Here is a 12,964-nt window from a genome sequence, read left to right as displayed (position 1 = left end):
CCCTTTCAGGGCTAATGGATGTGTTGCCTTTGGCCCCAGGGCTGCGCCCTGGGCTTTCACAGCGCGGTCGTTCCGACCTGAAGAGTGCCGAAGGCACCATGCGGGGATGTCGCCCCTGGGGCACCGATCACCCCCGATCCTAGCTCCGCAGGAGCGCGCTGTGATAGCTCAGCGCGGTCGTTCCGGCCTGAAGAGTGCCGAAGGCACGATGCGGAGATGCTGCCCCCGGGACACCGATCCCCTCGATCTTAGCTCCGTAGGAGCGCGCTGTGGTAGCCCAGGGCAAGTTCCCCCCGAGCAACAGCGAGATGGGAACGCCGCCCTGGGTTGCCAGACGCATGTACCACGATCTTAGCCCTGAAAGGGCGCGCTTGGTTAAAGAGTGCCAACGATTCGGCATTCCGCAAGCTCGATGTTACAATGTTTGCCATCGGTCATGCGTCTTTTCAAAATTGTCGGCGCGACGCCTGAACTCATCTAAACTCCAGGGGAACCCATATGGCCCAGTCCCTCTCAAACATCCTCTTGCACCTTGTCTTTAGCACAAAGCATCGCAAACCCTGGATCAATACAGAAATCGAATCCGAACTCGCACCTTATCTCGCAACTACATGCCAGACCTTGAAGTGCCCTTCTCATGCCATCGGCTGCTTCGACGACCATATTCACATTGCATGTTCGCTTGCACGGACAATTTCCGTTAGCGACCTAATCCAAGAGCTGAAACAAGACTCTTCTAAATGGATCAAAGCAAAAGGAGCCCAATATCGCGAGTTCAGTTGGCAGAATGGCTACGGAGCGTTCTCTATCGGCCAATCACAACTCCCAGACTTGCGCAATTATGTGAACAACCAGCGCGAACATCATCGTCGCCAGACGTTTCAAGAGGAGTTTCGATGTATTTGCGAAAAATATTTAGTGCCAATCGATGAACGGTATGTTTGGGATTGAAGTTCAGCGCGCCCTTTCAGGGCTACTGTGTCTATGGTCTCTTGGACCCAGGACTTTGTCCTGGGCTATCGCAGCGCGGCCGTACCGGCCTGAAGAGTTCCGACGGCAAGAGCCGCCCCTGGGACTCCGATCACCCCCGATCCTAGCTCCGTAGGAGCGCGCTGTGATAGCCCAGGGCAAGTTCCCCCCGAGCGACAGCGAGATGGGAACGCCGCCCTGGGGTGCCAGGCGCGCATCATGATCCTAGCTCTGAAAGAGCGCGCTTGTATCGATGCCGGCCCAAAAATTGTGAGCAAAAAAACCGCTCCGAACCTGTTGGCTCGGAGCGGTTGCTGTAATCAAAGAAAGTTCAAACAAACGTTAGCTACGATTTCGCACGAAACCAAGGCCAATCACTGAAATACCCATCAGCAATACGCTGGCGGGTTCGGGGATGACGGTTGCTTTGGCATAAAAGCTGATCGTAGGATTCGGAGCACCAGGTTCCCGAAAGATCACCGTGGGATTAGGCAGATTTGCCGCATTGAAAGTAGTGAGACGCAACCAGCCTGCTGGATTGTTGGAATTAAATTGCGTGGCTACTTCCAAAGACTGTGAACCAGAAAAAGCCATTGCATCGGTAACAGCAGTCGTGCCACCAGCCACTAGATTTCCGGCGGTTGAACCAGAGAAATCAGGCTCGTTAAACATCACTTCACTTGCAAGTGCGGCTGAGTCGAAATTCTCCACCACAGGGCCGCTGGCCACCGTATTAGTCACATCATCTATCCAAACGCGAAAGGGTGCCGTGATGCCTTCGTCGTTCAGCAAGCGAATGTGCTCGATCGTACCCGTATCGGTGGAAAGTAAACTATCGGCGGTACCACCGGCGAAAGCCGACAAAGCTCCAGCAGCATTCGGTGTGAAAGTAAATAGCTGCCAAGTACCGTCCGCTGTAAGAGTCTGAGCATCTTTGTCGACCCATTCGATGCCACCACTGGAGCCACCGTTGCCAAAGATCGGCATTGTGCTGCCAGTCTCGCGAATACCAAGCGAGATCTTGAAGCCCGCAGCTTCCACTGAGTTGGCACACATCAGGCTGCAGGCCACGAGAAAGATAAACAACTTCGTTTTCTTCATTACACTACTCCCCTCGTCGATCTCGGCGACGAAAAAAAACAGAAAACTAGGACCATGAAAAGTGGTTACGTAAACCATGCCGGGGGAACGGATCCCGGCCAAAATTCTATCCTCAGAGTAATCAAAATCACCCAAAACAACAAGGTTTTCTGCGCAATACTCTATCGCATTTGCGCATAAAACCAGAGGGAAGGTCGTTGTTTCAGCTCAAAATCGACCATCTGAGGCTCCTCTTGGGGGCCGCGTCGGTGAGGAGTCCTGAAAAGATGTAGCGCGAGCTTTAACCTGGGACTCGCTCCCGATCCATTCATTCGCTGACCACTTCGCCGCCGTTGCGTGAACCCAATGCCAAGAGGACCATCGGATCCATGGATTCCTGTTGGAAGCTTACACTAGCATCCCCTCGTGCAAAGTTAACTCCTCCCGGATGGCGACTTCCGAAGGGGAGGTCGTTCACCGAGATAACTCGCGGAGTACTGTCAGGCACTTTTGGACGGTCTCCCAAGTCGTTGTTGTGGGCTTGATAACAACCATTGTACGGATCGTGGTTCAGAGCGAAGCTCGCCGTGATATTCTTACTCGCAAAATGGGCGGTCTGGGCTTGGGGACCCTCCGGCCGGGTCTTCCTGGATCCGCCACGGACGGGGGGTTCGTAAGGAATCGCAGAACCAGTCCAGTAGGCCCCAATCATCCAAGCCCGAATCTGGTAGGTCCGCTCTCCCATCAGCAAGGTGTTGCTCAACCCGTCTGTGACTTCTCGCAATTCAACAGGCCATCCTTGGATCAAAAGGCCGTCGAAATTGTTCGGACCGAATAAACCCGATACGCTGCCACTAATGCAAAAATCTTGTCCATCACGATCGCTCGGGCAGTTTCCTGTTCTACTGAAGTAGGAACCGGCCACTCCGGCATAACTCATTGCCTTGCGAAATCTTCCAGCACCTGTCGATGTATCATAAAATTTTTCCTCTTGTTCCCTTAATTCAGGATCGCTGGGACACAAATACATTGGCAGAAGTAACTCATTCAAGTCATCGAAGTGCCTATCGTAGGCGTTATCCGATTTGTCGTCGCTAGGATCGGTATACCTGGCAATGGCGTTCTGGCTCACAGCGGCTTGTTCCACGTAGGGTAGGATTAGAACCGGCCAGCCGAGGCCGCTGGCTTGTTGCTGTTTGGAATTCAATGAGGAGGGAGGCAAAGCACCTTGGGAAGACTCGTAGTTCAGGCACGACAATCCAATATTCTTGAGATTGTTCGTACAAGTTGAGCGTCGGGCAGATTCACGTGCGGATTGTATTGCCGGCAGAAGTAACGCGACCAAGACTCCAATGATCGCGATCACCACCAAGAGTTCCACGAGGGTGAAACCAGCCTTACGGCCAGAAGCCATTTTTTGAGAAGAGCGGTCTGGATGCACGGCTGAATCCTCCCGAAGATTGTGCCGACGTATCGGCTATTTGAGTTCGAAATCTAATGTCTGCGGTCCTTCTTGCATTTGAACGGTAGCAGTGAGCCCGGAACTCTGCTGACGACTGTACTTCACAGGCAAAGCATTGGGATCAGGCGGTGGTAGTGGGTCCCCCTCTTTGAAGTCATCAGGCAGCTTGGGGGGGGCATTTACAATCACCTGATAATCACCCGGCAAAAGCTGAACTTGGTATGTACCGGAAGTCGAAATGGATGCGTTGACCGGTCGGGCGCCATCAGGAAAGAAGCTGAGCAGGCCGTGTTCTAGTAGCTTTCCCTGGTAGGTTACTTTGCCCTCCACTTGCCGAGTTGGATCCGCCTCAGCGCACCCAACCGCCAATAGTAACACAGTTAAGCCTAGAAAGAGATGGTGCCTCAGCATTCTGGCAGACCGCAAGTGAGGTTCTCTGCCATTAGGGTTGACCGACAACTTCACCTCCGTTGCGTGAGCCCATGGCAAGCCAGGTGAGTGGGTCAATATCGTCGGAGATGAAATGCACACTGCCATCGACGTATGCGAAGTTGACTCCTCCGCTATGGAAGCTACCCCAGTATAAGTCGTTAAGCCCCACAACCGCCTGGCCACCGGGGGGGATTTTCTCTTCGCTATAGTTGTCGTGGAGTACATAATAGCCAGGTCCAAATTCGGAGTTAGGTAAATAGCGGCTATCGATGTTCTTCACAGAGTACATCAAATGACTGGGTGCAACATTGTTGCTCGGATTCCCTGAGCTAGCTTCACGTCCACCAATCAGCCATGAGCGAACTTGATACCAACGTTCCCCAATCATGAATGTATTGCTTGTGCCGTCCGTGATTTCACTGAACTTGACTTCGCTGTCGTAGAACAAGGGGCCATCGAAATTGGTTGACCCTTCAAGGCTACCGGTTCTGAAATCGAGGGGATCGATCCCTCCCAATTGTGGGTTTTGAACGGAGCGAGAATAAGCCGAACCAGCTACTCCATAATAGTTAGTGCTTTCCAAGTAGCGTCCCCAAGTAATTCTTGCCAAGTCGTCATAACGGAGGGAATCGCTGGGGCAACGATAGACATCGATTTTTATTTCGTCGACATCTTCCAACTGATACGGCTCCGGTAGATCCTCAATAGTCCCGGCACGCGTGGTTCTGGTAACCGTCTTGGCTTCAATCTGCTGCTGAATCTGGTTGTTCAGCGAACTAAACTCGGCAAAGGGAAGAATCTCTACGTGCCAAGAAAAGCCATTCTTATTGCTGGTTCCCGCAGTCGATCCTGGGGGAAGCTTCTTGTTGCTTGACTCGTAATTCAGATTGGCCAGACCCATTTGCTTGAGATGATTTGTGCATGTCATCCGCCGGGCAGATTCGCGCGCCGCTTGAATCGCTGGCAACAGCAGTGCCACTAGGACTCCGATGATTGCAATCACCACCAGGAGTTCTACCAGGGTAAAGCCGCGTCTTGCTCGAAAGCAAACTTTTTCTGAAGAGGTGCCAAAAGACATAATCAAATCCTCAGTTTGAGGTAATAGGCCCAACGAGTTCCATATCGTGCTTTCACGTTGAAAACCTTGCTGGAACTTCTCACATTTTACTCCTTGCCGGAGAAAATCAGAAGTTGATAAAGCGCAATAATTTCTTGCCGTTGCGCATGAGCTAAGCGATATTCATGCGATAGGGCGCTCTCCAGTGCGTGGGACTGGACACTTCGACGGGATATTCCCAACCTCAGGTGCTGTGCTTGACTTGTATCCAGACGAAAACCGCGTCATGGGCTGCCCCAGCACCATGACGCGGGTTATTAATGGATAAACGTCATTCGTCTTAGCGGCGGTTTCTGCCCAACAAACCTGCCATCGTCAGGAGCATTAGCACTGCTGAGGCGGGTTCCGGCACGGCAGTCGCTGATACTAGCGGCGACGTGTTTCCATATTGACCCTGCCAGATGCCTAGGTCGATTCCATCGACATTCTGGTCATTGTTGGCATCGCCATCCGCCAGGGTCGCGCCACCTATCAGGCCAGAGTTACGTTGCCAGGTGAGGAAGTCTTTGCCGTCCACATTCCCATCGCCATCGAAGTCTGCGTCCCCCGTGGGAGCTACAATGTCGACTAAGCGGAGAGAGATGTTGTCAAATCCAGCGAAAGCAGCGTCGATGTTGTCACCACCCGAGGACTTTAGATTCGAGGGAAGCCCAAAACGAAGATTGGTAAATCCTAATGCAGAAGTCGTGACAGCCACAGTGTCCATTGCGTCCACGCCAGGAGTACCAACGCCAGGTGTGTTGCTCGTATTGGTCAGGCCATCACCGTAGAGATCGAGTGAAAAAACAATCTGATCGACACTGATCACGGCCTTGTAAGTGTGGAATCCTGCGCCTACTTCAGATTGGGAATTGAGTGTATCCAGCAAAGGCACATCGATATTAGTGGTGTCTGCAAAGCTGACCCAGTTCGGATTTGAGCCAGCTGGTCCAGGAAATAGTACTGCTCGATAAACAAAACCATTGGCGGCGACATCATTATATAAACCCATCTCAATGATGTTCTCAGTTGTTGCACCCGAGACACCACGAAGTCCAATTGTCATTCTCATATTGGCAGAGAGTGCATCATCGCCAAGATCGTAAGATAGCTCGACATTCTGTGTTGCTGAAGGAGCAATCGTGGGGAAAGTTCTTTCATTCACAGTACCAGAGTTAAACGCACCAGTTTCAGGTCCACCACCGTAGACTCCGGAAGAGCCAGCAAGATCACAATTAGCGATACCAGCAGCACTTCCCACCGAGCCACAGAACTGAGCAAAGTTCGTCAAATTGGTGCCGCCATAAAATGGGGCAGTATCTCCTGGCACCAACACCGTGCCATTGTCCGCTCTCGGTGGTTCGGTGGCCGCTACTTGGACGGGCCATGCTGCCAAAACATCAGCGGAGGTCGTGTAAGACTCGAAATCGTCTACGATGATGTCCGTGTCCGCAAGTGCCACGGTCGTCGTGGTGGCACACAGTACCGCGCTCAAAGCGATTCGTCGAAACATAAGAGAGTCCTCAGCATCAAAGGGTGATCATACCGTTCTTGAACGTTAATAAATCGAAGGGCACCTAGCTCCATGGGGCGTTGGTGGCTATCCAAGTACGAAAAGAGGTTCGGCCTTCCTTATCCCATCATAACGTAGGAGAACAAAAAACCATTATCCATTCTGCGTAATTATTTCTCTCAGATGCGCAATGCCCGGCGAATCCTCCCGGAGAATGCTACGCCTACCCGGTCATTCTGTCCACCACCAACCAGTCTTCGTAAGCCGCGCTGCACAGCGCCAGCGAAGCAGAGCGCGTTCAATCCAACGATTCTCTAGCCCGTGACTTTCCGCTCGCAATGCTCCACTCGAACCGATTCTTGGCCCCAAAATTCTAGGTGAACGCCCCCACGCAATTCCAGATAATGGAGCTTGCCACTCACTAGGCAAGTTCCTTGACAATTTGAATTGCCCGCGAAGCTCTCTGGCATCTAGAAGAGTAAACTCTTCCCATTGTGCGCCTACCGCTTGCGGCTTGGCGCTTGTTTTCCAGTGCTTTGCCGAGCATGGGACGAGCAAATTCATGTGAATTGTGCACCGTCAATAGGGGCCCCCGCTATGACGTGCAATATTGAATCGCTCGGGATCAAAAACTATCGAGGATTGTCGAGTGAGTTGCACTGATCGGACAGCAGTTCTGCGCCATCCTGTGCAGAGCCTCAAGCAGTTGCCCGCACGTTGAGATGGGCCAGGCGGCGGAAGAGGTCGCAGCGCTGGGCCAGTTCGTCGAATTTTCCAACATCAACAATCTTCCCGCTGTCCATGACCACGATTCGGTCGGCCAGGGTGAGCGTGTTGGGCCGATGAGTGATCATGAACGCAGTGCGACCTTGCACGAACCGCTCCAAAACTTCATGAATCAACTGTTCGCTCTCGACGTCGATTTGACTGGTAGCCTCGTCGAGAATGAGGATCTCCGGATCCCTCAGAATGGCTCGGGCTAACGCCAGTCGCTGTCGCTGTCCACCGGACAGCCGATTGCCACTCGGGCCGCAGAGCGTTTGGTAGCCTTCCGCGAGGATATTGGTAATAAATCGATGGGCATGGGCTTGTTCAGCCGCCGCGATCACTTGGTTCTCGGTTGCACCCGGCGAACCGTAGCGAATGTTGTTCGCCACGGTATCGTCGAACAGCAGGGTCTCCTGGGTGACGATGCCGATCCGCTCTCGCAGGTCGGCCACTCGCATGTCACGCAGATTGATGCCACCTATGGTCACACTACCCGACGTCGGATCATAGAACCGTGGCAGGAGGTTCATAAGCGTTGATTTCCCACAGCCGTTGGGTCCGACAATGGCGATTGTTTCCCCGGGTTTCACTTCCAGGCTGACGTTGTCGAGTACTAGTTCGCTGGGCTGATAGGAAAAAGCAACTTCGTTGAACTGAATCGGACCCAAGCGAGCGGGAAGGGTTTTCGGATTCGAAGTGATCTGGAGTTTGGTTTCTCGGTCCATGAATTCAAAGATGCGATCGCTAGCTGCAGAGCCTCGCTGGAGGTAGTTGAAGATGCCGGAGAGCCGCCTGGCAGGATCAATGATCCCCGCCAGCATGGCATAGAACATGGTCAGCGTTCCATTCGAGAGGGGATGCGAGCTAATGCGGATTCCAAACAGATGGGTCTCTTGATTGAGCACCATATAGCCTCCCGCCGCGACCACGCCCACGATTATCACCAGGCCAATCAGCTCCGTAGTGGGGCTCACCAGGGCATCGTAGAATGCGATCCTCATCGACCGGCGATAGTATTGCCGGGAGATCCGATGGAAGCGGCTCCGCTCGTGCGATTCCATCGTAAAGGCCTTGATCACTTTGATGCCATCGAAGGTTTCCTCCAAGTGTTCGTAAACGCTCGAGAGTTCCTTCATAGCGCGACGATTCGCTCGTTTTAACGACTTGGCCAGCCAGCGAATGGCGAAAATCGAAGGGGGAGCACAGACCGCGGTAATCAACAACAACTGCCAGCTAATCATCGCCGCGCCGATCAGACAGGCGATCATCTTCAGCGGTTCACGAATCGCCATGCCATACAATGCTTGCGTTCCCAGGCAAACCCATTCCATGTCGGTCGTGAAGCGGGTCATCAAATCGCCATTGGAAGTTTGGCGCAATGTACCCAGGTCAAGCCGCAAGGTCCGCCGATAAAACTGCCTGCGCAATTCCAGCAAAGTGAGGTGACTTAGCTTGGCAACCAACAGGCTATTGATGATCCGCAGCCAGCCCTTGATGAGCGTGCTGGCAACGATCAACAGGCAGATCGCCATGAGCGTCCCAAAGGGGGTGCTGGGAAGCCACTTCCGAGCGATTGGTAGTGCCCATTCACAAGTGGCTAACCACTTTTGGCTATTGGCTTGGTCACTGAGCAAGGTTGCTAGCTGGGCGCGGGTAGCCGGCGAATCTGCCGCCGCCAGATGTTCCCGGCAAGCTGCGATTTCCGTGTCGAGTGTTGCCAGCTGTGAATGGGTTTTCTCGATCCAATCTTCGATCATGCCAGGAACGGCTTTGCCGTGCATGACGCCATCGACCACCGGCATGAACGCCGAGAAATTGGCGGCCCACAAGAATGCGATGCCCACTGAGCAAACGACCGATGCAAGCACCGTCAATCGGTATCGCAGGGCAATTCGGGCCACGCGCGCAAAGTTGTTCATGAATCATCCTTGATTGCAGGGGAGCCGCGAGGCGCGGCAGGCAATTTTTACCAGATTCGCCAGTGGTGACCAATATCGCTCCGTGCTAGCACCCCCGCTTCAGGCAACTAATCCGAATTGTTGGATTCTGCCGATTCTACCGCCGATATCAATTTTACGAGATTGCTCTGCATGGCACGCCCGAAGCGCGCCACCCGCAGCGGTGCGAAGGATTGGATTCGCCCGCAATTAATCGAAATTCGAGCATCTTCGATCTTGAAATCAGGGGGGATTCTGATGAAAAATATCTTGGTCTGCGTTGCCATGCTCACTTTGGCAACCACCGGTTGTGCCGGAAATCGTATGCTCGGGGGAGGTTGTTGTGGTCAACCATGCAACGTCTCGACTTCGCAAAATGCTCCACGGCCTCAAGTCCGCAGCAATCTCTATGGTGCTCAGCAATGCTCATATGACGGGTGCTGTGATGCTGGTTGCGGATGCAGCGACGTTTGCTGTGATCCCGCGTGTGGTTGCGACGTCTGTTGCGATCCAGCATGCGGTTGCGATACCTGTTGTGAGCCTTCATGCAGCGGCTGTGATCCCTACGGCAACGGTTGCTGCAATGGTGGCGGCTGTCAGCTAGGAGGTGGTCGGTGTGGCATCGGCAACGGAGGTATGTGCAATGGCGGCATGTGCAACGGTGGGGCCGGTGGTCGCATGTGTGGTGCCTGTGGTGGACGAGGATGCGGAGCCTGTGGCGGCTGCGGAATTGTGGGCGCCATCGCCAGTGGATTCTGCCCTCATGCCGGAGGCTATCCCGAGCAGCCCAACTTCAACCCTGGACCTCCCGTGGGACAGACTGCCTATCCGTACTATACGGTTCGCGGTCCACGCGATTTCCTGCAAAACAACCCGCCCTCGATTGGGCCCTATTGAGATATCGTTGATCGAACAGAGCGTGGAGGGAAACACGCACTCTTAGCCAGTCGCCTGTGCAGGGATGCACAACCAAGGCGACTGGCTTTTTTCATGAATGGAGGTTTGCGGGCATGGACCTCAAGGTGTGTGTTGAAGGACTCAGCTCCAGTGAGTCAATTACCGCCTATTTGGAACTACTGAAACTACTATTCTTCTAGCAGCGTCGGGCTGAGCAGTTTGTCGATGCGGACGAATTCGTAGCCCCGTTGTTGGAGCCCTTCTATCAATTCATCTAGCTTGTCGTACATCTTGTCTTTGCGAGTCGTTCCCAGGTGGAGCAATAGCAGGTGGCCATTGAGACCGGTTGCTTCGGTGTTTTCGTAAGCGAGAATCTCTTGCAGGAGTTGGTCTGAAGTGCGGTAGGCCTGGTGGTCTTCGGGGGCAAAGTCGCGATGCGAACCACTACCAAGGGTAAAGTTGATCATCTGGCATCCCAATTCTTTGGCCCAAGTTGAGTGCTGCGAGTTGTGCCACTCGAAAGGGGGCACAAAGTAGATTGGCTCACTCTGGTCAGCCCCCAGTTCGCCAATTTCGGCCAAGTTTCGATACAAGTCAGCCTGAAATCGTTCTTTAGAAACGAGAGATTTCTGGCGATCCTTCCACGGGGCGTAGAGCAGATGCCCGTCGGAATGGGGTCCGACATAGTGGCCATCTTCCAGGGCACGCCGTGTCCAATCGCGCATCGACGGTGCATCGAGAGCTTTGCCGGTTAGAAAAAACGTGGCTGGGAGGTTGTATTCGGCTAAAGTATTGATAACCGATTCTGCTCCTTCGACATGTTTGTCGGCCGTAAATAAGAGAGCCAACTTCTTTTCCTTAGTAGAACCTCTTCGGATCGCGCCCGCATCGAGTTGAAGATCGGCTGCAGGGCTTGGTACTCGACTCGCGGCAGCCTGCCGTGCTGTGTCTGGAGCGACACCGAAATGTGCCATCATGAAGATGGCATCCGCAGTCCCATCCATTGTGGGTTCGTTGGTAGAGTAGTCGCCAATGTCATCATGATAAACGACATGCGAGTTCTGAAATTCGGCGAATTCATCCTCGTTTTCCAGGTGCAAACCCAAGAGGCTCTCGTAGACTTTGGCGTAAACGGGGCCATCGATTAGGCCGCCTGGCACGGCCCGGCGAGTCAATTTCCAGATCGCCGTGTGCACGTCATCGGGAAACTCGCCATCGTGTGGAATCCCGGTAAACATGGTAGTGCCCCACGGGTTGCGACCAAAGAGCCAGTCTCGGTGGGTCAGCATGTGGCTGTGGTATTGCAGGTCGCCGGTCATCCGCTCGTAGAGCAAGATCTGAGTGATGAGCGCCGAGGTCAGATTGTTGGAACACCAAATAAAAGGTACTCCCACGCCGAACGCATTATTATTGGCTCGGGCAAGCGTAGCTTCGATGCCTGAGCGATAATACTCAGCTAACTTAGTCTGCTGCTCGATGTCGACATGGGGGTACAACGCAAAGTGGCCAACGTTCAGGAAGGGATAGTATTGATAATGGCCTGCAGTTTCGTGCGGCATCCAAGTGGTGTCGGCGGCCAAGTGGGCATAGTAGATCGCTTCGTCTAGAAATGACTCATCACCTGTGGCGGTAAAGAGTTCGGTGGCGGCCCATTCCATGTCATCTGCCCAAGTCGTCTCGCTGTAGCGATAAGGGGCACCATAGGAATTGCCTTGTTGGACTCCCTCTTTTGCCTTTCCCATTGCATAGAATTCTCGTGCAGCTTGGAGGCAGCGGTCAGCGAATACTGAGTCATGCAAGTCCTCTTTCCAGATCTGGTGAGCCATTGCCATGGCAACTGCACAACGTCCCGCGATATTTGCCAAACCCGTTGATTCGCTTTTGAATTCGCGCAAACCTTGAGGCTTGCCATCTGCGCCGTAGACAACGCGGTAACTATTCGGACCCCAACCGTAATCTGACGAATCCTGATCAGGCATTTTCCATCCGTTGTGGTCTCGGTCGTCGGCGACTTGATGGTAGAGTTCGTCGGGGCTTGGATGCAGTTTGAATAGCCAATCCAATCCCCAGCGGGCTTCATCAAGTACGTCTGGTATACGGTTGGGTAGAGGATGCCCCGATCGATCTGTGCGGTCGTCGAATTTGGTAGGTTCAAGACGATAGGCCAGCAGCATTCGAGCAGTGGCATTGCTGCCCGTAAGTAGATATTTGAGTTGGTCACCCGCGTCGTGCCATCCTCCGCTGGTGTCGACAAACGTTCCTGTAGGGAGTGGACCGAAAGCGGTTCTGCCATCTCGCTGGTGGCAGACCACATCCAGCACTGGGTTGTAGCCACAGCGCTGTTGCCGCATAAACCTCAGTAGGGACTCGACGTGATCTCCATAGGCCTCTTCGCCGATGGTAAATGGGCGCGATACTTCGCCCGAGTTGTCAATCTTCAGCCGATAGCGACCCGGTGCAGAAAACTTACTGAAATCGAGTTGATAGTGATGGGCAAAAGTTCCCCAACCTGGTGCGGGTGTGGGAGCGAAGGTTTCGGTGAAGGCGACCTTGCCTGAAGGTACCTCAAGGAGAGAAAACTTTCCCTCGATGGGAATGTGGGAGAAAGCAATCGCGACTTTGGCATCCTCCGGATGATGGCCTATTTGGTTGACCCTTAGATGCACGGAGTCTTCAGCAGAGAGAGATCCGATGTTGCCTGCAAGTGAGAGCAGACCCATGAGGGAGATCGACACGAGGTATTGGAATGTGGAGTGGGGTTTCATCTCATTGGTTTTTCCAGGCAATAAATTGTTTATTCTGATATAGAT

Annotated in this window: 10 protein-coding genes; 2 read left to right on the top strand and 8 right to left on the bottom strand. The window is 53.4% G+C overall.

The window, feature by feature from the left end; translation table 11 throughout:
• Positions 1–139: 139 nt before the first annotated feature.
• The gene (locus Pr1d_RS23285; protein ID WP_148075773.1) at positions 140–340 is read right to left on the bottom strand and encodes a hypothetical protein; all 201 of its coding nucleotides are present in this window, start codon (positions 338–340) and stop codon (positions 140–142) included.
• A gap of 158 nt (positions 341–498) precedes the next feature.
• On the opposite strand from Pr1d_RS23285, the gene tnpA reads away from it, so the two are divergent.
• Entirely contained in the window at positions 499–951 is a 453-nt protein-coding gene (gene tnpA, locus Pr1d_RS23280) for an IS200/IS605 family transposase (RefSeq protein ID WP_148075772.1), read from the top strand.
• Positions 952–1,311: 360 nt separating this feature from the next.
• Here the strand turns inward: tnpA and Pr1d_RS23275 are convergent, their stop codons facing one another.
• The 6 genes from Pr1d_RS23275 to Pr1d_RS23250 form a co-directional block, all read right to left on the bottom strand.
• Entirely contained in the window at positions 1,312–2,172 is an 861-nt protein-coding gene (locus Pr1d_RS23275) for a PEP-CTERM sorting domain-containing protein (protein ID WP_148075771.1), read from the bottom strand.
• Positions 2,173–2,377: 205 nt separating this feature from the next.
• Positions 2,378–3,490 carry a DUF1559 domain-containing protein gene (locus tag Pr1d_RS23270; protein WP_148075770.1) on the bottom strand — a complete coding sequence of 371 codons (1,113 nt, stop codon included), beginning with the start codon at positions 3,488–3,490 and terminating at the stop codon, positions 2,378–2,380.
• A 36-nt stretch (positions 3,491–3,526) separates the two neighbouring features.
• Positions 3,527–3,922 carry a hypothetical protein gene (locus tag Pr1d_RS23265; RefSeq protein ID WP_168205447.1) on the bottom strand — a complete coding sequence of 132 codons (396 nt, stop codon included), beginning with the start codon at positions 3,920–3,922 and terminating at the stop codon, positions 3,527–3,529.
• A gap of 31 nt (positions 3,923–3,953) precedes the next feature.
• On the bottom strand, positions 3,954–5,021 hold the full coding sequence (locus tag Pr1d_RS23260) for a DUF1559 domain-containing protein (protein WP_148076503.1): 1,068 nt from the start codon (positions 5,019–5,021) through the stop codon (positions 3,954–3,956).
• 319 nt (positions 5,022–5,340) lie between these two features.
• On the bottom strand, positions 5,341–6,552 hold the full coding sequence (locus Pr1d_RS23255) for a PEP-CTERM sorting domain-containing protein (protein WP_148075768.1): 1,212 nt from the start codon (positions 6,550–6,552) through the stop codon (positions 5,341–5,343).
• Positions 6,553–7,250: 698 nt separating this feature from the next.
• Positions 7,251–9,239 (bottom strand): ABC transporter ATP-binding protein, encoded by a 1,989-nt coding sequence (locus Pr1d_RS23250; protein ID WP_148075767.1) that lies wholly within the window; start codon positions 9,237–9,239, stop codon positions 7,251–7,253.
• Between the two features lie 171 nt (positions 9,240–9,410).
• On the opposite strand from Pr1d_RS23250, the gene Pr1d_RS23245 reads away from it, so the two are divergent.
• Positions 9,411–10,154, top strand: coding sequence for a hypothetical protein (locus Pr1d_RS23245; protein WP_148075766.1), 744 nt, complete (start codon positions 9,411–9,413; stop codon positions 10,152–10,154).
• 188 nt (positions 10,155–10,342) lie between these two features.
• Here the strand turns inward: Pr1d_RS23245 and Pr1d_RS23240 are convergent, their stop codons facing one another.
• Positions 10,343–12,919 carry a glycoside hydrolase family 9 protein gene (locus tag Pr1d_RS23240; RefSeq protein ID WP_168205446.1) on the bottom strand — a complete coding sequence of 859 codons (2,577 nt, stop codon included), beginning with the start codon at positions 12,917–12,919 and terminating at the stop codon, positions 10,343–10,345.
• Between the last annotated feature and the right edge of the window lie 45 nt (positions 12,920–12,964).

It is taken from the genome of Bythopirellula goksoeyrii, assembly GCF_008065115.1.
In the GTDB taxonomy this organism is placed as follows: domain Bacteria; phylum Planctomycetota; class Planctomycetia; order Pirellulales; family Lacipirellulaceae; genus Bythopirellula; species Bythopirellula goksoeyrii.
This window is presented reverse-complemented; position numbering and strand designations above follow the sequence as displayed.